A 23,911-nucleotide genomic window follows, 5' to 3' on the forward strand; every position below is an offset into this window, starting at 1 on the left:
TTTTTGATTTTTTTGATGCAGTGTAATAATTTCGCTTTTTGGTCATTCTATTCCCCTCTTATATTAGAAGAATAGCTCTTAAAAATACCTTTTTTTCGTCTAAAAATCCGCGCCTATATCATATATCTTCTCCATAATAAGGTGGTATACCTATCCAATGAAGTTTATTTTGCTTTGGCTCATCATAAGAATGGGTCTGATTTTTATCTTGTTGGATTCTCCTAGTGATTTTTTGCATGACTATTTTTGTTAAGCTCTTAGAAAAGTTATCGTCCTTAATAGAGCTTATTTGTTCTTTTATGCTAGAACAGGAATCGGTAAAAAAAAGACATAAAACCGCAGCCGATAAGGGTTCAATGCTGCCCATAAAGCGATGCTTGAGATTATGTGAAAGAAATGCGGCATCCCTTTGCGCAGTATAAACATAAGCATAGACACGGGAAGCATAAGCATCACCTAATTTATTTTCTTTAACCAGATCAAACATTATCTGATCCCACTTCATTAGGCTTTTTTGCGTAATTTCATGGGATGAATTCAAGGTGTTTAATAATTGAGTATCCTGGTTGGAATAACTGAAATAAGTAGGCAGCGTTTCATGGGTGGGATGGTATAAATAAAAAGCAAGAATACAGCTCAGTGATACAATCGAGATACTTATTAAAAGAGAAATCTTTGTCACTTTTGTCATACTATCCCTTATGACAGATCTTGAACAGCCATCATAGCATAGTAAACGATCACTAAACAAATCGCTCCTGTAGTGGTGAATAGTGAATGCCTTAGCGCTTTTCAGTTAAGCTTAGGATCAACATAATAAGCAATTATAGTCTAAGCTTTGCTTGGTGTTCATCTCATTCCAGCTAAGCGGGAGGGTGAACACCAGTACTTTCTTTGTACTTGGACTGCAGTAGCCCAAACTCATCATTTATTCTCTTTAGGGGAATTTTTCAAATGAGGTGGACAAGTATATTCGGCAATCACATTACTGTGATCATCAATGGTTTGTAAAATAATAGGGAATTGCCATAGGGTGTGCAGGTGTTTTAAGACAGCCTCGGTTGTTTCCCCTAATGGGACTCTATTTTGCTGTGTATGGCGTAAGGTAAGCGAGCGATCACCTTGTAAGTCTACTGAGTAAACTTGGATATCTGGTTCAAGATAGCCTAGATTATACTGCTTTGATAAGGCCTCACGGATCTTTTGATATCCAGGATCATCATGAATGGCATTGACAAAAATTTCAGCGCTTTGATCATCATCCACGATATGGAATAGCTTTAAATCCCGAATGAGCTTCGGTGACAAATACTGGGCGATAAAACTTTCATCCTTATAATTACGCATGGCGGTATCTAAGCTGGTTAACCAATCCGTATTCGCTAAATAAGGAAACCACTGCTTGTCTTCATCCGTTGGATTTTCGCAAATACGTTTGATGTCTTGCATCATATGATAGCCCAAAGTATAGGGGTTAATCCCATTATAGTAGGGGCTATTATAGGGAACTTGCATAATAACATTGGTATGGCTTTGTAAAATTTCGAGCATGAATTCATCAGTTACTAAACCCTCATCATACAAGGCATGTAAAATGGTGTAATGCCAGAAACAAGCCCAACCCTCATTCATTACTTTGGTTTGCCCTTGCGGGTAAAAATATTGCGCCAGTTTCCTTACTATACGCACAATTTCCCGTTGCCAAGGTTCTAGTAAAGGGGCATTTTTTTCAATGAAATATAAAATATTTTCTTGGGGATCTTCAGGAAAATGCTTTTTCCGTCCCTGCTCGTCTTGTTGTTTACTTTGGGGGATCGTGCGCCATAATTCATTCACTTGTGATTGCATATAGATTTCACGATTCTGCTGGCGAATTTTTTCTTCTTGGATGGATAAGGCGGTAGGGTGCTTATAGCGATCAACGCCATAATTCATCAAAGCGTGGCAAGCATCTAAAATACTTTCCACCTCATCGATACCGTAACGCTCTTCACAGTCACTAATATATTTTTTAGCAAAAACTAAATAATCAATAATCGCATCCGCTGAGGTCCACATCTTAAAGAGATAGTTATTTTTAAAAAAAGAATTATGGCCGTAGCAGGCATGGGCGATCACTAAAGCTTGCATGGCAATGGTGTTTTCTTCCATTAAATAAGAAATACAGGGGTTAGAATTAATGACCATTTCATAGGCTAAACCCATTTGCCCCCGTTTATAACTTTTCTCCACGCCGACAAAATGTTTGCCAAAAGACCAATGATAATAACCTATAGGCATTCCAACAGCAGCATAGGCATCCATCATTTGCTCTGCGGTAATAATTTCAATTTGGTTCGGATAGGTATCTAGCCTAAAATTTTTTGCAATACGGGCAATTTCGCGATCATAGTTTTGAATTAATTCAAAGGTCCATTCGGCCCCAGTAGATAAAGGCTTCTTTTTCATGTAGTTTTCCTTTTAAACAATTCGCGAAAAACAGGATAAATATCAGCAACCGTATCGATATTTTCCATGGCAAAATTAGCATAATTCTCTTTTACTTGTTGGTATACTTCCCATAAACTTTGATGATGACGAGGCATAATTTCTATATAGGCAAAATATTGCAGTAAGGGCATAATTTTTTCTTGCAGTAACTCTTGGCAATAAGGGGAATCAGCATTCCAGTTATCGCCATCAGACGCCTGAGCTACGTAAATATTCCAGGCTTGCGGCGGATAGCGCGCCTCGATAATGGTGTGGAGTAATTCCAATGCACTCGATACCACGGTCCCCCCCGTTTCCCGAGAATAGAAGAATTCCTCTTCATTGACTTCTTTGGCCGAGGTATGGTGACGAACAAAAACTAATTCAATTTTTTCATAATTTTTGGTTAAAAACATATAGAGCAAAATAAAGAAGCGTTTGGCAATATCTTTTTTAGCCTCATCCATTGAGCCCGAGACATCCATAACACAAAACATAACCGCTTGTGTGGACGGGGCGGGGATACGGACCCGATAATTATAGCGAAGATCAATCGTATCTATAAAAGGAACGCATTGGATTTTTTTTCTAAGCACTTCACAGTCATGTTGTAATTTGGCAATTAAGGATTTATCAGGATCAGACTCCCCTAAAAGGCGGATTAATTCTGCTTCAATTTCTTTTAATTGGCGTTTATACGGAGAGGCTAAGGCGACTCGCCGACCAGTGGCTTGTCGCATGGAACGTAATACATTGATATTATTTGGAATACCGCTGGTCGACACGCCAGCCCGCACCGTTTTAAAAGCATTGATTTTAGAGAGTTCCTTTTTTACTAAATCCGGAAGCTCCAAATCTTCAAAGTAAATTTCTAAAAATTCTTCGCGAGTTAGCTCGAAAATAAAATTATCTTCACCTTCGCCATCATTACTTGCATTACTACCACTTCCCCCCGATTCACCGCCTTCTGGTCTTTTTATTCGATCGCCGGTAATAAAGTTATCATTACCCGGCAAAACGCGTTCAACATGTCCGCCTTTGCCTCGATGAAACATCGGTTCAGAAATGTCTTTCGAGGGAATAATGACCTGTTCCGCTTTATCAATTTCAGTAATACTACGCTTTCCCACTGCATCCGAAACAGCGCGCTTGATCTGATTTTTATAGCGACGAATGAAGCGCTGGCGATTAACCGTACTTTTTTTACCTGTATTTTGTCGTCGATCAATTAATTGCGACATAATTGCAGCTCCAAATCTTCCCTAAGGTCTTAGGAAAAACCTTTATCATTAATTAGTGATAAAGGTTTTTCATAGCGTAGATATCCTAATTATTGTGATTTACGTACTCGTAAATACCATTCGCAAAGCAAGCGGACTTGTTTGCGCGTATATCCTTTATCGACCATGCGTGAGATAAATTCTTCGTGTTTCTTTTTGTCATCCTCAGATGCTTTGGCATTAAATGAGATAACAGGTAAGAGATCTTCCGTATTAGTGAACATTTTTTTCTCAATTACCGTTTTTAGTTTTTCATAACTATTCCATACTGGGTTTTTACCACGGTTATTGGCGCGAGCGCGTAAAACAAAATTCACTACTTCGTTACGAAAATCTTTTGGATTTGAGATTCCTGCTGGCTTTTCAATTTTTTCGAGTTCTTGATTTAAGAGGGCGCGATCAAAGATTTCTCCGGTATCTGGGTCGCGATAGTCTTGATCCTGAATCCAAAAATCAGCATAAGTAATATAACGGTCAAAAATATTCTGGCCGTATTCCGAATAAGATTCTAAATAAGCCGTCTGAATTTCTTTGCCAATAAACTCTACATACTTCGCTGCTAAATATTCTTTAATAAAGCCTAAGTATCTTTCTTGCACTTCTTGTGGAAATTGTTCTTGCTCGATTTGTCGTTCGAGGACATACATTAAGTGCACTGGATTTGCTGCGATTTCTGTATGATCAAAGTTAAAAACTTTAGATAAAATTTTAAAGGAGAAACGAGTTGAAATACCGCTCATTCCTTCATCAACACCAGCAAAGTCTTTGTATTCCTGATACGATTTAGCCTTAGGATCGGTATCTTTAAGGCTCTCGCCGTTATAGACCCGCATCTTAGAGTAAATACTAGAATTTTGCGGCTCTTTTAAACGAGTTAGCACTGAGAATTGGGCGAGCATATCTAAGGTCCCTGGGGCGCAGTGAGCTAAAGATAAGGAGCTGTTGCTAATAAGCTTTTGATAGATTTTTAATTCCTCGGAAACTCTTAAGCAATAAGGTACTTTGACTATATTAATACGGTCAATAAAAGCCTCATTATTCTTATTGTTTCTAAAAGTTTGCCACTCAGCCTCGTTTGAATGGGCAAGGATTATTCCTTCAAAGGGGATAGAGGATAGACCTTCCGTAGCATTATAGTTCCCTTCCTGGGTGGCGGTGAGCAAGGGATGTAATACTTTAATCGGCGCTTTAAACATTTCTACGAATTCTAAAAGACCGCGGTTAGCCCGACAAAGGCCGCCAGAGTAACTATAAGCATCGGGATCATCTTGGGAGAATTCTTCAAGCTTACGAATATCGACCTTACCTACTAAAGATGAAATGTCCTGGTTGTTTTCATCGCCTGGCTCAGTTTTAGCTACGGCAATTTGTTTTAAACGCGAGGGTTTAACTTTAACCACTCTGAATTTACTGATATCGCCATTAAATTCTTGTAAACGCTTCACTGCCCAAGGTGACATTAAATAACGTAAATGGCGGGTCGGAATATTGAAGCGCTCTTTAAGGAGCTCACCATCTTCCTCGGGGTTAAATAAGGCTAAAGGGGATTCAAAAACAGGCGAACCTTTAATCGCGTAGAAGGGCGTTTTTTCCATCAAATCTTTCAGCTTTTCAGCAATAGAAGATTTACCGCCGCCCACAGGGCCTAAAAGATAAAGCACTTGTTTCGTTTCCTCCAAGCCTTGTGCTGCATGCTTTAAGAAGCCAACAATCTGCTCGATGGGCTCTTCCATGCCGTAGAACTCTTTAAACACACTGTAGCGATGAATGACTTTATTGGAAAAAATGCGTGAGAGCACGGGGTCATGTCGGGTATCAATGAGTTCTGGTTCGCCAATAGCTAGAAGCAAACGTTCTGCAGGATTGGCATAAGCAGAGGGATCTGTTTTACATAATTCAAGATATTCATCCAAACTCATTTCTTCTTCTTTGTTATCCACAAAGCGCTTGGTGTAACCTGCTAAAAAATCCTGTGTGTTCATCTCGCATCCCCTATCTCGTAAACCCAGCTTTAGATATAAACTTATTCTTGTTATTTCTTAGTGTTTTATTTCTTAGTATAGTAGGTAACTGCTTTAATTTACTATCTCCAAAATTAATTTTATTAAATAAATCACTAAACTTAATCGCTTTTTTTTAAGGAATGCAATGACTATGCCAGACACCACTGTATATTTGAAAGATTATAAACCAACCTCATTTCGGGTCGAAACGGTCGATTTAAGTTTTGATTTATATGATGATCATGCTCTTGTAACCAGCCGCCTAGTCTTGCATCGTCAGCATGAAGGCAAATTGCATCTTTATGGAGACGAATTAGAGCTTCTTAGTATTGCAATGAATGGTCAGGTTTTAGAGCCCTCGGCCTTTCAATTGCAAGAGAGTGATTTAATTATCGATAATTGCCCTGATCAACTGACCCTTGAGATCCTTACTCGTATTAAACCACAAGACAATACGCAATTATCGGGTTTATATCGTTCTAATCATTTATTTTGTACTCAATGCGAGGCGGAAGGATTTCGGCGGATCACCTATTTCCTAGATCGGCCTGATGTGTTAGCGAAATACACAACCCGAATTTCTGCAGATAAAAAACAATACCCTATTTTGTTATCCAATGGGAATTTAATGGAACAGGGCGAGGCAGAAAATGGCCGTCACTGGGTTGTATGGCAGGATCCTTTTAAAAAACCCTCTTATTTATTCGCGCTGGTTGCGGGTGATTTGGCCTGTGTTAAAGACAGCTTTGTTACTGCCTCTGGACGGGTTGTTGATTTGCGGATTTATGTAGAGCCTGGCAATGAAGATAAATGTGACCATGCCATGATTTCCTTAAAAAATTCCATGCGCTGGGATGAGGAAGTATATGGTCGAGAGTATGACTTAGACATTTTTATGATTGTTGCTGTTAGTGATTTTAATATGGGGGCGATGGAAAATAAGGGTTTAAATATCTTTAATTCTAAATATATTTTAGCCCGCCCTGACACGGCAACTGACCAAGATTTTGCTGATGTTGAGGGAGTAGTCGCGCATGAGTATTTCCATAATTGGACCGGTAATAGAGTAACCTGCCGTGATTGGTTTCAACTAAGTTTAAAAGAAGGCTTGACAGTATTCCGCGATCAAGAGTTTTCTCGTGATATGAATTCTCGTCATGTGAATCGAATTATGGACGTAAAAGCGCTCCGTAGTACCCAATTTCCTGAAGATGCCGGAAGCATGGCTCATCCAGTAAGGCCTGAATCCTACCAAGAAATTAATAACTTCTATACAGCGACTATTTACAATAAAGGGGCAGAAGTTATTAGGATGCAACATACTTTATTAGGTAAAGAGGGTTACCGTAAAGGAATGGATTTATACTTTCAACGCCATGATGGGCAGGCAGTGACCATCGATGATTTCGTTGCTGCAATGGAAGATGCCAATGGTGTAGAATTAAGCCAATTTAAACGTTGGTATAGTCAGGCTGGAACACCGGAAATTAAAGTTCAAAGTAGTTATGCAAATGGTTGTTTGACCTTACACATGCACCAATATTGTCCTGCAACTCCAGAATGCCACGATAAAAAGCCCTTTCATATTCCTATTAAAATAGCTTTATTCGACTCTAATGGGCAAACAATTCCTTTGGCCTCCGAGGTCATTGAATTAAAAGAAGAAGAACAAAGTTTCTCTTTTGCCGGCTTAACAGAAAAACCAGTTGTTTCTTTGTTAAGGGAGTTTTCCGCACCTATAGTCTTAGAAGATGGTTTAAGCGAAGCAGAGCTGATGTTTCTCCTTCGTCATGAAACCGACGGCTATGCAAAATGGAACGCGTCGCAACGGCTGGTATTAAATTGTTTGCATGAGTGCTTAAAAAAACCACTAAGTGCTGAGTGTATCGATGAAACGCTTATTGCTGCGTTTCAGCATGTATTGCTTGATAATGCGATGGATATGGATCTTCGTGCTGAATTACTTATGCCCCCGGGTTTTGAGGAGGTTGTAGCCTCCTTAACCGAGGTGGACGTGACTGCGATTGAATTTGCCCGCGATAAATTCCGCCAGCAATTGGGTTTAAGTTTGTATGACTATTGTCGGACCACTTATGATCAACTGTGGCAAATGGAAGATCACCACATGAATGGGCAGGCTTATGGACGCAGGAAACTACGAAATCTTTGTTTGTGGTTAATGATGAAGGCGAATGAACAGGCGACTCTAGAGTTATGTAAAAAGCAATTTGCTGCTGCAAAAACCATGACTGATCAAATTGCCGCTTTTTCTTTATTGGTCAACTGCGCAGATAACACCAGCCGTACGCAAGCCATTGAGCGCTTTTATCAACAATGGTCTCATGATGAGCTTGTTTTAGATAAATGGTTTATTATTCAAGCCACCAGGGAACATCAGGATACCTTAATCCATGTAGAGCAATTATTAAAACATCCTGCCTTTAGTATGAAAAACCCTAATAAAGTGCGCTCTTTAATTGGCGCGTTTTGTCAGGGAAATCCCCGAAATTTTCATCATATAGATGGAAGCGGCTACCGATTTTTAAAAAGCATGTTAATTACTTTAGATCAAATAAATCCTCAAATTGCTGCCCGTTTAGCAACGCCATTTACCCGCTGGCAGCGTTATGATAAAACAAGGCGGCAATTTATGACTGCGCACTTAGAGGAGTTAAATAATTTAAAGTTATCCCGTGATTTACAAGAAGTTGTTAGTAAAAGCTTGATTCTTACTTCGGCTTAATTTGCCTCTCTAAGCGTCATTTAATTAAATTGGGTCTTTGTTGACCCAATTTAAAAGAGGGTTTAAAAGCTACTAATTACAGTTAATAACATATAGAGGTAAATTCAGGTGTCTCTTCGTTGTGCGGTTATTGGTAATCCTATTGCTCATAGTTTATCGCCTCGCATTCATCACGCCTTTGCGCAACAGTTTAATTTGCCCTTATTGTATGAGCGCATCCTGGGTAATGATTTAACTTTCGAACAACAAGTCTTTAGTTTTTTTGCTGCAAAAGGCCGAGGCTTAAATGTGACCTTGCCATTTAAACAACGAGCTTTCATGATGGCCAATAGCCATTCAGCCCGTTGTGCCAAAGCCGGTGCAGCTAATACGCTGTGGTATGAAGATAATAAGCTGTGCGCGGATAATACCGATGGGGTGGGCTTAATAAGAGATTTGTGTCGTTACCTTCCTTTGCAAAATAGCCGTATTTTAATTCTTGGCGCTGGTGGTGCTGCCCGCGGAATTATCCACCCTCTTCTTGAGATGCAACCCCACCAACTGGTCGTTGCAAACCGTAGCCTTGAACCTCTAGCACAATTACAAGCGGAAATTGCGCAAATTCGCTGTCTTGGTTTAACGCACTTAGAGGGGGAGTTTGATCTCATTATTAACGCTACTTCAGCGGGCGTTCTGGGTGATAGTCTCATCATTCCTAAGCAAGTGCTGCAAAACCGTCCTTTTTGTTATGATCTTGCTTATCGCTACCAAGCCCTAACACCTTTTGTCGACTATACCCAACAATTGGGCTGTGAGGCTGTTGATGGTTTAGGAATGTTAGTGGAGCAAGCCGCCGAAGCATTTTATTTATGGCACAGAGTAAGGCCTGATACCCAGGCTGTCTTAAATAGCTTATAGCGTTTTAAAAGCCGTCGGACTTGCACGTCTTTTGCGCGATTTTAGATTAAACAAAAAAGGTTTCTACTTGATGGGCTACTGCTATAGTATCTTGGTAGCCTAATTCAAGAAGCTCACGGGTAAATTGCTTTTCAAATAATAAGAAGCTTAATAAATCGCCCGATTTACTGCGGCCACCTAAGACATTTAAAAGGTATCTTAAGAAGGCAGGCATAGCGGTGTAATGTTGTTCCACAATTGAGGTCATATTGCGACTCGGGCGCAAATGTAGGGTATGAATGGGGCGCCAGGGCGAACGATGCTTTTTCCATATTGAAAGTAGCGTGGAAATATCATTCATGCGATTGACCATCTCTATGTCACGATCGAGGTTGTCTAAAAACAAACCACTCAGCATATTTCCTAAGACATGGGAGAACGATATCTCTTTACTGGGCTCAGGAACGGTAGGTTTAAATTCTGGCAATTCTCGGGTGCCAAGAATCATAATTTTATCCACATTAAAACGAATTGCACCACGAAGTGGGGCGACCAATCCCATACTCCCATCACCGTAGTGGAGATCATCTATAGCGATGGTAGGGAAAAACAGGGGGAGTGCACTTGAGGCTAAAATATGGTCGGTTTGTAAGAGTGTTCTTTGACTGCTATGCCGAGGGTAATGCCAATCAAGAAAATCAGGATTATGATGATTATAAAAAGATACAGTTTGATGGCTTTCATAACAGGCAGTAATCACTTCAAAGGCTTGCAAGTCACCCTCATTGATATTATGCGCAATGCGGGAAAAATCGATATTTTCATCAATCAATTGCCGTAAGGGGGAGGTGTCAAGTAAGTGGCCCGCTTGCCGCTGCTTCATTATTAAGGTGCTTAAATTACGTAAGACCGATTTGCTTAATTCATAATTGCTCGCCTTATAAATTTGTTGGCAATGTATTTCACTCCAAATGGATTCTAACTTCTCTAAGGCATTGGGAAAGTCATCGGCATTTTCAGCCAATACTACGGCATTAATGCAACCCACACTTACCCCACTAATCACTTCAAACGGTAATTTTTTTACTTGAAGAATTTGGCCTACTGCTTTTAATGCACCAGCTTGATAAGCCCCGCGAGCACCACCACCTGCTAGATAAAGAGCTTTTTGTCCCATAATTTTTTGTTATTTTTGCCTATACTGCAAATATAGATGAGTTTGTTTTCAATTAGCAAGCGAATACTTACTTCATACAGGCTTAATATTTATTTGATATCATTAAATTAAAGGGAGATGGAGTATCTTCATGAAAATGGCCAAAAAATTTCGCAGCCAATTTAAGGTCGATGAGAAAAAAAAGCTCTTACAAGAGATACAAGAAGATTTCGATTACCATGCGAAAAAATTAAGTGCTGATGAGCTTTCTCTAATAGCCCTTAAGAAAATGTCCCGTTATGCGCGCTTTGTAAAAGATTTTCAACGCACGGCGAATGCAGTAATGACCGTTGGCGAAAGCATTGATGACATTCATGATACACCTCAAACGGAAGAAGTTGCCCATGGTTTTCATATAGGCGCTGCGGTCTTAGCAGTTTATAATTTTTTACGTATTCCCTTTATGTATTTATCAGCTTATCTATTGGATCAACCCATTCCGTTTACCTTAAGTAATAATGCTCGTTGGCTTTATTCAGCGGTATTATTGGCCTTAAGTATTACTGCCATTGCAGCACCTGTAACGGCGCCAATTATTGCCTTTGTTAGTGCGGGCATTGCGTTTGCTGCCAGTAGTTTTTTCTTAGCAAAGGTACTCTATGAGCGTTATAAGTTAGCTAAAGAAAGCGATCGGCTCGATTTGAAAATTCAACGCGCCGAAGCAGAGTTAGAGCGAATCCACCAAGAAGCCAAGCAGCTTGAGCAATCCTTTGATGAACTAACCGCAAAATCAGCCATTATCGATGCATGTATCCGTACTGATGAATTAAAGCGGTTGCACGATAAACAAAAAGTACGGTTAGAAAAACTCTATGATCAAAAACTCCAAAATACCCAATTAAAAGCGCAATTTGGGCTGAGCAAAGTACTATTTAAGAGTATTTCCTTGATTTTGGCTACGGCGACTATTGTAGGTCTAGTCGTGTCCTTATTTTTTCCACCCGTAGGCTTAGGAATTCTAGCGGGTGTAGCTCTCGTGGGGGCGACTTATTTATTAGGACGAGTATTGGCGCCAGTGCTCTCATCCTTTAGCGAATGGTTAAAAACTAAGTGGAAGCCTACTCCTCATGAAAGCTCAGAGGATAGTGATAAAAACGATTTGCGTCCGGAAGCAAGTCTTCAGGATAGCCAACAACAAAAAGACGATGCCATTATGGCTATAAAACCTAGTCCAACCCTTATCCTGGCCCATGAGTCAACTGCTGAGGTAATGCGCGAGCTTTCCGATAATAAAGTAGAAGGCTCTGGAGCGGGGCGCGAAGAGCAAGCACCTATTGCCAGTGCGCCTTTATTTTCTATCAAACCCTCGCCTAATAAAGTGGCGCCAAAAAGCAAAACCAAACAAGCCGATGAGGATGATTCCGAAACCGAAAACGAAGGGTTGTTACCTCATTAAGAGTGGACAAAATCTTATTGATGATTGCAAATGCTCCTAAATTACTTTAACGTAGATTTTTATCTCTTAGCTTAAGGAATAAAAATCATGGTGCGTTTATTTCGTGAACAACCACGGGCCTTCCACATGATTTTTATGTTGGAATTATGGGAGCGTTTCGGATTCTATACGGTTCAAGGTGTTTTAACGCTGTATTTCATTCGGTATTTAGGTTATAGCGATATAGATTCATACTATACTTTTGGCGCCTTTTCCGCTCTAGTTTATGGCCTAGTGGTGGCGGGTGGCTATCTTGGTGATCAAGTGCTGGGTACTAAACGCACCCTTGTTTTAGGTTTAATCGTTTTAGTTTTAGGCTATTTTTCTTTAGCAATCACCGATAAAGAACACGTCTTTTTTGCTTTAGGTCTAATTTGTGTTGGTAATGGCTTATTTAAAGCTAATCCCTCTAATTTATTGGCTAAATGTTATGAGCCGAATGATTCGCGCTTGCATGGCGGTTTCACCCTTTATTACATGGCTATTAATTTGGGCAGTATGGTTGCTTTGTTTGCGGGACCCACTATTGCGAGCCGTTACGGCTATTCGCCTGCTTACATGCTAAGTGCTATAGGGCTAGTTTTAGGTCTAGTTAATTATGGCTTACAACATCACTATGTGGCTCATATTCATACCCCAGCAGATGCAAGAAATATTTCTTGGTGGCAATGGCTTATGGTCTGCTTCGGTATTTTACTCGTTGCTCAAGGCTCTGCTTATTTATTACAGCATTTATCCTTAGCAAAAAATTTATTATTAGCGATTACACTTATTGTGGTCCTTAGTTATTTTTATTTAATGAAGCAGGAGAGTAAGCTTTCTTGTATGAAAATGCTGGTGGCCTTTATTCTGATGGTTGAGGCAGTTATTTTTTTCACCCTCTATCAGCAAATGCCTACCTCCCTGAATTTATTCGCAGTAAACAATGTCATCCCTGATTTTTTCGGGTTGAGTATTGATCCTCAAAGTTTTCAGGCCCTTAATCCTATTTGGATTGTAACGATGAGTCCGGTACTGGCCTATTTATATAATCGTTTACATAAGAAGAATATTTTCATTACTACTCCTTATAAATTCGCTTTAGGTATGTCCATGTGCGCATTTAGTTTTTTAATTCTCTATTTTGCACGCTATTTTTATACCGATGCTGGCATGGTTTCCTCATGGTGGTTGATTGTTAGCTACCTCTTCCAAAGTTTGGGTGAGTTGCTTGTTTCTGCTTTGGGGGTTGCCATGGTGGCGGAGCTAGTTCCAGCTACAATAGCCGGCTTTGTGATGGGAATATGGTTTTTGACCTCCGCTGTAGCTGGTTTTATCGGTGCGACTGTAGCGTCTTATACGGCCTTACCTACGCATATAAAACCAGGTATTGAATCCTTAATGATCTATACGAAGGTTTTTGCTTGCATCGGTCTTGTGACTTTAATCATCGCTGTTTGTATGTGGCTTATCTCGCCTTTACTAAGCCGTTATATTGCCCTGGAGGAAGACCAAGGCGAAAAACAAACTTCTCTTAATTTTTCTACTGTCCTGAGTTCCTCTTCATAATATAGCGGCTGCATTGCAGCCGAATCCCCTCAGCTTTTATTGCAATCACTCGACTGCAAGATAGATAAGTTACCACTCGCTCAGGGCGCTAAGAACCCATTATTATAAATAATTCGCTGCTGTATATTGGCGCCATTTTTAAAATGGGCGGCATCTTTTTACTTGTTTAACTTAATGATTTTTTCAAATTTAGCGATTTTTTCTCTAGTTGATGTTCAATCCTAAGATTCTTAATGTTTTTTTAAGGAAAAGTGTATAAAATATATTCATTTATTTGTCTTGTTTGGACAAGTGCTTTATGCAAACACGCGCGAGGTTAGCTGATGAGTAAAATGATCAAGTTAAGTGACAAAACTCAAGAACTAATTAAGCAGTATAAGATGCTAGCTTATTCTAAGAAAGAAAGTTTAGATTCGTTCTCCTCAGTCGTAGAGCAGCGTGTGTTAATAAATTGGTTGCATGAGGAAGTCAGCACCCCCTCTCCGGTTAAACGAAAAATAAAAAAAGAGATGGAATTTCTGCTCGCTTCATTACGGGTCGAGCTTTTACGGGACCTATTGCTGGCAATGGACATTAACCCTGAAAGCTACAAAAAAAATGAATCAGCCCCTTCCAACAAAAACAACTTAAAATTTTATCTACTGGCAATTGCTGGTACGGTCCTTGCTGCTTGCGAAGGTTTTGATAGTATTACTAGCCTCTTAGGGGTTTTTGCTTTACCTTCGATGATTACCCTTATGGCTGGGCTTGCTTTTTCTGCCTTATCGGTAATGGTATTTTATGGTTTTAATCTAGTTCAAGTAGCAAAAAATCTCGATGTTAAATTAAGGGATGCTCCGAAATTATTAGATCTTTATCTACTGCAATTGGATGAAATTAAGAGCCTGCGCAAAAAAATTAACACCTATAAATTGGCTCGGCTTTCATTAGACGAGTTGAATGATTTAGCCCAGGTTGTTTCAATGTTAGAAAGCCGTTTGGCTGCTTTAGGTGAGTCGAGTAAACAATTCAACGACGCCTTAAATAGCCCTCACATTAAACTGGCGAAAAACCTTTTTGTCGGGATCGCAGGCCTCATGTTTTTTGGTAGTGGTTTTTTTGCAGGGCAATCGGTAAGCGTTTTTTTGCTTGGTTTGATCATGGGTAGTGTGCTACCAACTTTTCTCCCCGTTGTTTTAGTTAGTACGGCTGTAGGGCTTGCAGCGTTTAGTTTATACTGGTATGTAGAAAAAGTTGGTCTGCAACAGTTGATTAGTGGTTGGTTTGGCCTTGATGAAGAGAAAATAGAAAAACTTTGCAGTTCAGCAGAGTTGGAAAAGCAGACTGAAAAACTGAGTAACTTAAAAGAAAAAATAGTAGAAACAGCAGAATTAGCTCGCCAGCTTAAGGACTTACAAGCGCAAGGAAAACAGGAGCCTCAACCAGATCTTGCTTTGGCAAGAGACGAGACGCGTCTGCTAAAGAACAGTGCTGGTTCTCGTCCCAAGAGTAGCGCTAGCGGTAATATCTACTCTTTTCATCAGTCTTTAAAAGCAGCACCAAAATCTATCCTTGCAGAGGAGGCAGAGGCCTCACCTACGCAGCTTGACCCAGCAAATAGCTTAATGACTCAAATTTAAAATATCTTTTATGAAGGGAATAGTAATTTTGCGATGAGCTTGTAATGAAGCCTTATCTAAAAGATCCAGCATTTGATGAAGATCATGCATGTTTCTTGAGCAGCGCTTAATTAAAAATTGCAGTACGCTTAACGACAAATCAAAGCCACGTTGGTGAGCCACAAGTTTTAAGGTCTGAATTTTTTCTTCATCGCTTAATTCATGTAATTGCCAGACCAGGCCCCAAGCTAATCGGGAGCGTAAGTCGGCTAATTGAATAGGGCTGCTACTTGGTGGTTGATTTCCGGAAATAATGAGTAAGCTGTTTTCATTATCTTTAATTTTGTTATACAAATGGAATAAAGCCTCTTCCCAGATTTTATCAGTCGCTATAGCGTCTATATCATCAATACAAATTAAAGTTTGCTCCTCTAAACCTTCTAAAGAGTCTGACCCCCATTCCTTTAAAAGGCTAAGGGGCAAATAAATAGCTGATTGATCGGAATTCACCGCTTGACAACAACCTTGCAGAATATGTGATTTTCCGCATCCAGTAGTACCCCACAAATAAAGTATTTTTTCACTCTTGAATTGCAAGATATCCACTAATTGCTGCTTTAATAATTCATTGTTTTGCCAATTAAAATTATCTAAAGTCGCTTCATCATTTAATTGGATTGCTAAGGCTAACTGCTTATTCATTGGATAATTCTTTTTTAGGCCAAGCCTTATGACAACCAATCCATAAATAATGGATATAAGTAATGAGCGTGGTTACTGCAGTAAGATAAATTAAGCTGGTTATTAGATAGGGTGAAAATTTAAAATAGGCTAATTCAAATAAACACACGGTTACTAACACCAACTGCAACGTAGTATTGAATTTACTGAGCAAGGTTGGTTCAAAATCTAATTTGCGACGAATAAACCAATACCATGCTAATACACCCATGGAAATAGTCAAGTCACGTAAAAAAACTAAAACTACTAACCACCAAGGTAAAGAGCCTAATATAGCTAAAGAGATAAAACTTGCAGCAACTAATAATTTATCAGCCATGGGATCTATGAAGGAGCCAAAAAAACTTTGCCAGTGAAAAAAGCGAGCCAACCACCCATCTAACCCGTCAGAAAGTCCGGCAAGGATAAATATATAAAAAGCCTCTTTGTATTGATGATCGAATAAATACAATACAAAGGGGACGATTAATCCTAACCGGCACAATGTTAATGCATTGGGTATATGTTTTAATATCATAGGCCTACGATAATCTAGTTGCCCTTGGGTACGTACTTTAGGGTTAATTTTGTAACTATTTAGCTGTTACAGCTAACAATAGTAAGTAGTTTATACAATACAATGTTTGCTGTCACCTTCTTGCAAGTTTAGCATTAGATTATCATTTAGTAACTCCACAATTCGATCTTTTATAGGTTCGCCATAGGATTATCCTTTTTGACATAGACAGGCTCCCTATCTATTGGTTTTAACAAATAACTTAAATGCGCTCTACTTTGCCAGGGCTCATTAATTAATTTAATGTATTGTTCTGTTAAGTAACTTGTAGGTAAGTCCTTATTTAATTTACTAAATAAATAGCTAAGGCTTTGCCGTACTTGCCTCCAGAGTCCCTGCTTCTCGATTTGGTATTTTAGATGGAGATGTTCGACCCAAAAGTAAATATTATTTTGTAGCATAGTGGTGAGGAATTCTTTTCTTAAGTCTTGGTTTAAATCACTCTCCTTGTTCCGCACCTCTTTCTTTTCCAAATTAATGCGATGTTTCATGGTAAGGTGGTCTAGGTCGCGCAGTATTAATCCTTGCGGTAGCTGCTTGCTAATACTTAGGGCCATGTGTTCCGCTTGCACTGCAAAACTAAGACTATGTTTTAAAAGCAAATGCAGTGGGCCGTGCAAAATTTTAGTGCAATAATGCGAAAAATAAACGAGCGGATTTAATCCGCTTTTTTCAATAAGATCATCGATAAGTAGATTGGAAGAAAGCGGTGAAGGAGCAAATAGGCTTAATAAAGGGATTGTTTGTTCCCCTGCATTTAAAGCATTAGGACTTTGTATTAAGCTAAAACCTACGCTAGTTTGGGGGCTGAATGCTGTTTTAAGCTGTACGGTTAAAGGTTTAGAGGATAAAAACAAGGTGTGGTTATAGTTTTGTTCGTGTACCAAAAGTGAATGTAAAATATTTTCCACCGCACCGTCTTTTTCTGGCGCTAATTTTAAAAGTGTAGCACTATTTAAGGGCATCACTAGATCAAGACTTATGGTGGGGCGTACTTTTTGCTGATGAGGCAGAAGGATGAGGCTTTTGTTATCCATAAGTCCAATACAATGGGCTTGTAAGTGGTTACGCCATACCCAAGGATGTATCGGAATAGGCTGGTATTGGCTTGCATCAAGGTGATGAAGAGAGACTTTTTGTTGCCATGAAGCATACTCTTGCGGGAATTCTTTGGCCATTAGGGGGCTAGAATCAGCTAAGGTGGTGCTTTTTCTTAGTGCAGCCCAATGAATACTATATTGGGCTTGAAATTCAGCCGAGTATTGCAAGACTTCCCGACGCGTATAAGTTCTAGTGTTTTTTAAAGAAGGGCGAAGAGCTTGGTGTAAACAAGCCCATTGCTCTAGAAATAAATAACTGCTTTGCTTGTTTTGCTGTTCTATCCAGTGCCACATGGTTGGATGCCCTGCGAGTTCTTTGCCAAGACTCCTCTGCCAGCACTTCTTATACGCTAGAGCCATGGCCATATTGGCCACGGTTTCACTGCTTTGTTGTACTAATTTATCCCAAGTAAAAAAACGACTTTCCGGCAAGGTTCTTTTTAAATGTATACGTAGTTGCTCTAAAAAATCATGGATATGATGCGAGATAAGCGGAGAGGATAGATAGCCCTCATTTATCGCTGCCTGTTGAAGCTCTTTTAAGTAGCTCCGATGCGCAAGGGTCAAGTAGTAATCAATTTGCTGTTGCGAGAGGGCAACGCCCATTTCAAACAGTAAAAAACGTAACTGATGACTTAATTCATGAAAACTGCCGTAAGCCAATGCCATAAAAACCTCGCTAAAGTGAGCTCATTTCTATCAATATAAATGATAATCATTCTCATTTGCAATATTTTAAAAAATTAATTTAACCTTTTTTCTAGGTTAAGGAGAAAGGTTAACTTTTAATGGATAAATAAGAGAGGGTAGATAAAGACGATTAGGTAAAATGGTGTTGGCTGATCCGGTAATAAAGCAATCCAAGAATTTTTCCGCCCGATAGAACAAAACAGAATAAGAGAATCAGTAAACTTGGATTGCTTCGCAATGGATTAAAAATTAGATTCTAGCTTTAAAGCAGAATTATTATCTGATTGCTTTATTGCTCTTTATTTTTTCTATAGATAATTGCCGTATGGCCAATCATTTGGACTAATTCTGCCTCTAGTTGTTGGCAGAGAGCATTAGTCATTTCAATGCGATCTTCTTTTTCCGCGCCATTAATTTTGACTTTAATCAACTCATGGGCATTTAAAGCAAGATCGGTTTCTGCAATGACTGCCTCCGTAAGCCCTTTTGCACCGAGAAGAATCACGGGTTTTAGATGGTGGGCTTGGGCTTTTAATGATTTTTTGAACGAAGTATCCAATTTAAAAGGTTTCCTATACTAAAATGGTAAATTATTGCACGTTTTGCTGGGAAACGATAGTAAAATTCAGTATGATAGGGGAAATTAGTTTTATTGTTACAATTATGCCTCGTACAAAAAGCAGCAAACGCTGGTTGCAAGAACATTTTGATGACGTTTATGTCAAAAAAGCCCAAGCTGAAGGCTACAGGAGCCGGGCTGTTTATAAATTAAAAGAAGTGGATGAGAAGGAAACCTTATTAAAACCGGGGATGACCGTTGTTGATTTAGGTGCCGCTCCAGGAGGCTGGACTCAGTATGTCAGCGAGTGCTTACAAGGTAGAGGGCATATTGTAGCTTTAGACATTTTGCCGATGGATGGTTTACCTGATGTCCACTTTATTCAAGGCGATTTTCGTGAGGACTCCGTCTTCGAAGAGCTAATAAAAGTTGTTCCTGCGCAAGGTGTGGACTTGTTATTATCCGATATGGCCCCAAATATGAGTGGTAGTGCGGCTATAGATATTCCGCGAGCGATGTATTTAGTAGAATTAGCGTTTGATTTTGCAGAGAAGATGTTAAAACCAGGAGGGAGCATGTTAGTAAAAATTTTTCATGGCGCCGGTTTTGATGAACTCGTCAAAAAAGCCCGCACTTCTTTCGATAAAGTTGTGATTCGTAAGCCTTCAGCGTCACGATCTCGCTCAAAAGAAACCTATTTGCTGGCAAAGGGCTATAATTTATAGTAGCTTTATAGTTGTATGTTAAATAAAATAATAGCCTATTTGAGTGTATCTTTAATCAAGGCGTAGTTTTATCGCTTTCACAATAGCTGTAAGTAACTAAATGAGGTTAATACTTTGAACGACATGGTTAAGAATTTATTTTTATGGCTGATCATAGCGATTGTTCTCGTCTCTGTGTTCAGTAATTTTGGTCCCCGTAACTCTGTTGCTGAAAAAGTGTCTTATAGCCAGTTCTTAAAAGAAGTCGAACAAGGCATGGTCAACTCAGTCACTGTTGAAGATAATAAAATTATTAAAGGAATGACCAAGAATAACAAACATTTTGTTACTTATATGCCTATGCCAGATAATGCCTTGCTAGGGCAATTGTTAAAGAGCAAGGTCGATGTTAGTGGCCAAGAAAAACAACAAGAAAGCTTCTTACTCCATTGGTTTATGAATTGGTTACCTATGCTTCTTCTCGTTGGTTTATGGGTCTTTTTTATGCGTCAGATGCAAGGTGGCGGTGGCCGAGGAGCTATGTCATTTGGTCGCTCGCGCGCCCGTTTGTTAGGCGAAGATCAAGTAAAAGTTACCTTTGCTGATGTAGCCGGCGTGGACGAAGCTAAAGACGAAGTTAAAGAATTAGTTGACTTTTTACGCGACCCCACTAAATTTCAAAATTTAGGTGGGCGTATTCCACGTGGCGTTTTATTAGTGGGCTCCCCTGGTACGGGTAAAACTTTATTAGCAAGAGCAGTTGCAGGGGAGGCCAAAGTTCCTTTCTTCACTATTTCCGGTTCAGACTTCGTGGAAATGTTTGTTGGGGTTGGTGCCTCGCGGGTCCGCGATATGTTTGAACAAGCTAAAAAGCATGCTCCTTGCATCATTTTTATTGATGAGATCGATGCGGTAGGACGTCATCGTGGCGCTGGATTAGGTGGCGGGCATGATGAGCGCGAGCAAACTTTAAACCAATTACTCGTTGAAATGGATGGTTTTGAAGGGAGCGAAGGAGTGATCGTGGTTGCGGCAACGAACCGGCCTGATGTGCTCGACCCTGCTTTATTAAGACCAGGTCGTTTTGATCGTCAAGTGGTTGTTCCTTTGCCAGATATCCGTGGTCGTGAGCAAATTTTGCGCGTCCATCTACAAAAAGTGCCTGTAGACATGGATGTTCAAGTGATGCCGATTGCCCAAGGTACCCCAGGGTTTTCTGGCGCCGACCTCTCTAACTTAGTGAATGAAGCTGCTCTCTTCGCTGCGCGTGCCAATAAACGTAAAGTGGGTATGATCGAGCTAGAAAAAGCAAAAGATAAAATTATGATGGGTGCTGAACGTCGCTCCATGGTTATGGACGATAATGAGAAAAAGCTTACTGCCTACCATGAAGCTGGACATGCTATCGTTGGATTATCTGTGCCTGAACACGATCCGGTTTATAAAGTGTCCATTATTCCTCGCGGTCGAGCTTTAGGGGTGACTATGTTTTTACCGGATCAAGATCGTTATAGTCATAGTAAACGCCGTTTGGAAAGTCAATTATCAAGCCTATTTGGTGGTCGTATTGCCGAGGAGTTAATCTTTGGTCTTGAAGGGGTGACTACAGGCGCTTCTAACGATATTATGCGTTCCACCGAAATCGCGCGGAAAATGGTTACCACTTGGGGTTTATCTCCCTTAGGTCCTTTGACTTTTGGAGAGGAGCAAGAAGAGGTATTTTTAGGCCGCTCGATGAACAAACAAAAAGAAATGTCGGATAAAACAGCGCAACAAATCGATGATGAAGTCCGTGCAATTATCGATAGAAATTATCAACGTGCTAAGAAAATTCTCTTGGATAATATGGATAAACTGCATTTAATGGCTGAAAGTTTGATTAAATATGAAACCATTGATGCAAACCAAATTCAAGAAATTATGTCGGGTAAAGAACCTACTCCCCCTGCAGATTGGAATAGTTACAATAAGCCTCTCGACAAAAATGACTCTATCAATAACCAATCGGCTAAACCAATTAACGGTGAAGCCATAATTAATCCCGCTGAAGAACATTAATTATTTATTGCTCATTGATGTTTGCGTAAGAGAGATTCATAGTGAATGCAGATCAATTTGATAACTGGTTGCAAGATTACCAGTTATCAACTCCTAATAACTTTAAAAAGCCGCTTATCATGGGCATTGTCAATGTAACCCAGGATTCTTTTTACGATGGAACTAACTATTTAAATTTGGATAAGGCAACTGCGCATGCCTTAAAGCTAATAAAAGAAGGTGCTGATATAATCGATATTGGTGGTGAGTCCTCTCGACCAGGAGCCGCTGAAGTCTCTTCTAACGTAGAGTTAGAACGTGTCATTCCATTGATTAAACAAATTCGTGCCAGTTCAGATTGCTGTATTTCGATTGATACCTATAAACCCGAAGTCATGCAAGCAGCCGTAGAGGCTGGTGGAAATCTTATTAATGATATTTATGCCTTACGACAAGAAGGTAGTGTAGCGATGGTGGCTCAATTGGGTGTGCCGGTATGTCTTATGCATATGAAAGGGCAACCCAAGTCCATGCAGAACAACCCCCACTACGCCAATGGAGTGGTTTCTGAGGTTGTTGATTTTTTTGTTGAGCGAATTCATCACTGTCAAGAGCAAGGGATCGCTAAAAATCGCTTAATAATCGACCCAGGTTTTGGTTTTGGTAAACAGGTTGATCATAATCTTATTTTGTTAAAACAATTGGCTGAGCTCACCCAATTTAATTTGCCTGTCCTGTTAGGGGTTTCCCGCAAAAGTACCATTGGTGCGGTGTTAAATAAAGAAGTAAATGAGCGGTTAATTGGCAGTATCGCCCTTGCTGTTTATGCCACTTTACAAGGGGTAAGCATACTTCGGGTTCACGATGTTGATGAAACGAGACAAGCAGTACAGATGATCAATGCTATTTATCAGACAATATAAACTAAAAAATTACAATTAATGCACGAACAAGAGGTAAATTAGGATGAGTAGTAAACGTAAATATTTTGGTACTGATGGCATCCGAGGACATGTGGGCCACTCCAATATTAATCCTGAGTTTATTTTAAAATTAGGCTGGGCCGTTGGACGTGTATTAGCGAATGGTCATAGAAAAAAAGTAGTGATTGGTAAAGACACGCGGGTATCTGGCTATATGTTAGAATCAGCTCTTGAAGCCGGCCTTTCTGCAGCAGGAATAGACGTGGCGTTGTTAGGTCCTATGCCTACCCCGGGGATTGCTTATTTAACCCAGACCTTAAGGGCTAATGCTGGTATAGTGATTAGTGCCTCACATAACCTCTTTGAGGATAACGGCATTAAATTCTTTTCATCCGAAGGGGGTAAATTGCCGGATCAAGTTGAATTACAAATAGAAGCAGAATTAGAAAAGAAGCTTGAAATAGTACCTTCTGTTCAATTAGGGAAAGCATCTCGTATTAATGATGCTACTGGCCGTTATATTGAATTTTGTAAATCAACTATTCCTTCTTTGACCCGCTTATCGGGATTAAAAATCGTTGTCGATTGTGCTAATGGCGCGACTTATCATATTGCACCGAATGTATTTGCTGAATTAGGCGCACAAGTAACGGCTATAGGTAATAAACCTGATGGATTTAATATAAATCAAGATTGCGGTTCTACAGCTCCAGAGGAGCTAAGACAAATGGTCTTAAGTTCAGGTGCCGATATTGGTGTTGGTTTAGATGGAGATGGGGATCGGGTTATTTTAGTCGACCCACATGGCAACGTCCTTGATGGCGATCAAATCCTCTATATTATTGCGAAAGACAGACACCAACGTGGCCTTTTACATGGAGGCGTGGTTGGTACTTTAATGAGTAATTATGGTTTAGAACTGGCGTTGGAAGATCTAAACATTCCTTTCCTACGTTCAAACGTTGGCGATCGTTATGTTTTAGAGGCCTTAAGAGAAAATGATTGGAAAATCGGCGGTGAAACTTCTGGCCATATCGTTTGTTTAGATAAAACTACAACCGGTGATGGGATCGTGGCTGCCTTACAGGTTTTATCCATTATGATCAAACAAAATAAAAGTTTAGAGCAGTTACTGGAGGGAATTTCTCTCTTGCCGCAAACCTTAATTAATTTAAAAACCGATCATGCTTCCGTATTGGCAGCAAATACACAAGTAATTTCGGCAGTAAAAAATTTAGAAGAGCGCTTAAAAGGCACCGGACGCGTTCTCCTAAGACCTTCCGGCACCGAACCTCTATTGCGGGTTATGGTAGAGGGGCGCGATGCCAACGTAGTTAAACATCAAGCTCAACAACTCTGTGACGATATTCGCCAAATCGATAGTACAATCCAAAGGCAAACCGTAAGCTAGAGGAGACTATAAATTAGGTATA

At 39.8% G+C, this 23,911-nt stretch carries 18 protein-coding genes; 9 read left to right on the plus strand and 9 right to left on the minus strand.

The genetic code is table 11. The features are described from left to right. Nucleotides 1-118: 118 nt before the first annotated feature. The 4 genes from ELY15_RS00840 to ELY15_RS00855 all read right to left on the minus strand — a co-directional run bounded on the left by ELY15_RS00840 (nt 119) and on the right by ELY15_RS00855 (nt 5,731). Nucleotides 119-691, minus strand: coding sequence for a hypothetical protein (locus ELY15_RS00840; RefSeq protein WP_127097764.1), 573 nt, complete (start codon nt 689-691; stop codon nt 119-121). 233 nt (nt 692-924) lie between these two features. Continuing rightward, the gene (locus ELY15_RS00845) at nt 925-2,448 is read right to left on the minus strand and encodes a SpoVR family protein (protein WP_127097765.1); all 1,524 of its coding nucleotides are present in this window, start codon (nt 2,446-2,448) and stop codon (nt 925-927) included. After that, a complete protein-coding gene (locus ELY15_RS00850; RefSeq protein WP_127097766.1) occupies nt 2,445-3,710 on the minus strand; it encodes a YeaH/YhbH family protein in 1,266 nt (421 codons plus the stop codon). The genes ELY15_RS00845 and ELY15_RS00850 overlap by 4 nt, the downstream gene beginning before the upstream one ends. A gap of 89 nt (nt 3,711-3,799) precedes the next feature. After that, entirely contained in the window at nt 3,800-5,731 is a 1,932-nt protein-coding gene (locus ELY15_RS00855) for a PrkA family serine protein kinase (protein ID WP_127097767.1), read from the minus strand. Nucleotides 5,732-5,903: 172 nt separating this feature from the next. Here ELY15_RS00855 and pepN point away from each other — a divergent pair, with 172 nt between their 5' ends. Then, complete coding sequence (gene pepN / locus ELY15_RS00860) at nt 5,904-8,495, plus strand: aminopeptidase N (protein WP_127097808.1); 2,592 nt, start codon at nt 5,904-5,906, stop codon at nt 8,493-8,495. Nucleotides 8,496-8,603: 108 nt separating this feature from the next. Continuing rightward, nucleotides 8,604-9,392, plus strand: coding sequence for a shikimate dehydrogenase (gene aroE, locus ELY15_RS00865; protein ID WP_127097768.1), 789 nt, complete (start codon nt 8,604-8,606; stop codon nt 9,390-9,392). A 46-nt stretch (nt 9,393-9,438) separates the two neighbouring features. On the opposite strand, the gene ELY15_RS00870 is transcribed toward aroE, so the two are convergent. Next, nucleotides 9,439-10,551, minus strand: a complete 1,113-nt coding sequence (locus ELY15_RS00870) for a patatin-like phospholipase family protein (RefSeq protein WP_127097769.1) — start codon at nt 10,549-10,551, stop codon at nt 9,439-9,441. A gap of 127 nt (nt 10,552-10,678) precedes the next feature. Here ELY15_RS00870 and ELY15_RS00875 point away from each other — a divergent pair, with 127 nt between their 5' ends. From ELY15_RS00875 to ELY15_RS00885, 3 genes are all read left to right on the plus strand, one after another. After that, nucleotides 10,679-11,983 carry a hypothetical protein gene (locus ELY15_RS00875; RefSeq protein ID WP_127097770.1) on the plus strand — a complete coding sequence of 435 codons (1,305 nt, stop codon included), beginning with the start codon at nt 10,679-10,681 and terminating at the stop codon, nt 11,981-11,983. 87 nt (nt 11,984-12,070) lie between these two features. Then, nucleotides 12,071-13,570: an oligopeptide:H+ symporter gene (locus ELY15_RS00880; RefSeq protein ID WP_127097771.1), complete on the plus strand. Its 1,500-nt coding sequence runs from the start codon at nt 12,071-12,073 to the stop codon at nt 13,568-13,570. Between the two features lie 323 nt (nt 13,571-13,893). Then, nucleotides 13,894-15,189, plus strand: a complete 1,296-nt coding sequence (locus ELY15_RS00885; RefSeq protein ID WP_127097772.1) for a hypothetical protein — start codon at nt 13,894-13,896, stop codon at nt 15,187-15,189. On the opposite strand, the gene hda is transcribed toward ELY15_RS00885, so the two are convergent. The 4 genes from hda to yhbY all read right to left on the minus strand — a co-directional run bounded on the left by hda (nt 15,172) and on the right by yhbY (nt 18,814). Further along, nucleotides 15,172-15,870, minus strand: coding sequence for a DnaA regulatory inactivator Hda (hda, locus tag ELY15_RS00890; RefSeq protein ID WP_127097773.1), 699 nt, complete (start codon nt 15,868-15,870; stop codon nt 15,172-15,174). The two genes, ELY15_RS00885 and hda, sit on opposite strands and share 18 nt — an antisense overlap. After that, the gene (locus ELY15_RS00895) at nt 15,863-16,426 is read right to left on the minus strand and encodes a CDP-alcohol phosphatidyltransferase family protein (RefSeq protein WP_127097774.1); all 564 of its coding nucleotides are present in this window, start codon (nt 16,424-16,426) and stop codon (nt 15,863-15,865) included. The genes hda and ELY15_RS00895 overlap by 8 nt, the downstream gene beginning before the upstream one ends. A gap of 170 nt (nt 16,427-16,596) precedes the next feature. Then, nucleotides 16,597-18,234 (minus strand): IucA/IucC family protein, encoded by a 1,638-nt coding sequence (locus ELY15_RS00900; protein ID WP_127097775.1) that lies wholly within the window; start codon nt 18,232-18,234, stop codon nt 16,597-16,599. A gap of 310 nt (nt 18,235-18,544) precedes the next feature. Then, nucleotides 18,545-18,814 carry a ribosome assembly RNA-binding protein YhbY gene (gene yhbY / locus ELY15_RS00905; protein ID WP_127097776.1) on the minus strand — a complete coding sequence of 90 codons (270 nt, stop codon included), beginning with the start codon at nt 18,812-18,814 and terminating at the stop codon, nt 18,545-18,547. 104 nt (nt 18,815-18,918) lie between these two features. Here yhbY and rlmE point away from each other — a divergent pair, with 104 nt between their 5' ends. From rlmE to glmM, 4 genes are all read left to right on the plus strand, one after another. Continuing rightward, nucleotides 18,919-19,539: a 23S rRNA (uridine(2552)-2'-O)-methyltransferase RlmE gene (rlmE, locus tag ELY15_RS00910; protein ID WP_127097777.1), complete on the plus strand. Its 621-nt coding sequence runs from the start codon at nt 18,919-18,921 to the stop codon at nt 19,537-19,539. Nucleotides 19,540-19,662: 123 nt separating this feature from the next. Continuing rightward, the gene (gene ftsH / locus ELY15_RS00915; protein WP_199744134.1) at nt 19,663-21,576 is read left to right on the plus strand and encodes an ATP-dependent zinc metalloprotease FtsH; all 1,914 of its coding nucleotides are present in this window, start codon (nt 19,663-19,665) and stop codon (nt 21,574-21,576) included. Nucleotides 21,577-21,617: 41 nt separating this feature from the next. Beyond that, complete coding sequence (folP, locus tag ELY15_RS00920; protein ID WP_127097779.1) at nt 21,618-22,478, plus strand: dihydropteroate synthase; 861 nt, start codon at nt 21,618-21,620, stop codon at nt 22,476-22,478. Nucleotides 22,479-22,521: 43 nt separating this feature from the next. Continuing rightward, nucleotides 22,522-23,889, plus strand: coding sequence for a phosphoglucosamine mutase (glmM, locus tag ELY15_RS00925; RefSeq protein ID WP_127097780.1), 1,368 nt, complete (start codon nt 22,522-22,524; stop codon nt 23,887-23,889). Nucleotides 23,890-23,911: the final 22 nt, after the last annotated feature.

The sequence above is a fragment of the Legionella sp. km772 genome (genome assembly GCF_003989735.1).
Taxonomy (GTDB): Bacteria; Pseudomonadota; Gammaproteobacteria; order Legionellales; family Legionellaceae; genus Legionella.

Excerpts from the sequence above, each read along its gene's own strand:
- ELY15_RS00850 (WP_127097766.1), bottom strand. The coding sequence starts at position 3,710 with ATGTCGCAATTAATTGATCGACGACAAAATACAGGTAAAAAAAGTACG.
- ELY15_RS00880 (WP_127097771.1), top strand. The coding sequence starts at position 12,071 with ATGGTGCGTTTATTTCGTGAACAACCACGGGCCTTCCACATGATTTTT.
- ELY15_RS00885 (WP_127097772.1), top strand. The coding sequence starts at position 13,894 with ATGAGTAAAATGATCAAGTTAAGTGACAAAACTCAAGAACTAATTAAG.
- ELY15_RS00845 (WP_127097765.1), bottom strand. The coding sequence starts at position 2,448 with ATGAAAAAGAAGCCTTTATCTACTGGGGCCGAATGGACCTTTGAATTA.
- ELY15_RS00875 (WP_127097770.1), top strand. The coding sequence starts at position 10,679 with ATGAAAATGGCCAAAAAATTTCGCAGCCAATTTAAGGTCGATGAGAAA.
- ELY15_RS00895 (WP_127097774.1), bottom strand. The coding sequence starts at position 16,426 with ATGATATTAAAACATATACCCAATGCATTAACATTGTGCCGGTTAGGA.
- pepN (WP_127097808.1), top strand. The coding sequence starts at position 5,904 with ATGCCAGACACCACTGTATATTTGAAAGATTATAAACCAACCTCATTT.
- rlmE (WP_127097777.1), top strand. The coding sequence starts at position 18,919 with ATGCCTCGTACAAAAAGCAGCAAACGCTGGTTGCAAGAACATTTTGAT.
- hda (WP_127097773.1), bottom strand. The coding sequence starts at position 15,870 with ATGAATAAGCAGTTAGCCTTAGCAATCCAATTAAATGATGAAGCGACT.
- glmM (WP_127097780.1), top strand. The coding sequence starts at position 22,522 with ATGAGTAGTAAACGTAAATATTTTGGTACTGATGGCATCCGAGGACAT.
- ELY15_RS00840 (WP_127097764.1), bottom strand. The coding sequence starts at position 691 with ATGACAAAAGTGACAAAGATTTCTCTTTTAATAAGTATCTCGATTGTA.
- ftsH (WP_199744134.1), top strand. The coding sequence starts at position 19,663 with ATGGTTAAGAATTTATTTTTATGGCTGATCATAGCGATTGTTCTCGTC.
- ELY15_RS00855 (WP_127097767.1), bottom strand. The coding sequence starts at position 5,731 with ATGAACACACAGGATTTTTTAGCAGGTTACACCAAGCGCTTTGTGGAT.
- ELY15_RS00900 (WP_127097775.1), bottom strand. The coding sequence starts at position 18,234 with ATGGCATTGGCTTACGGCAGTTTTCATGAATTAAGTCATCAGTTACGT.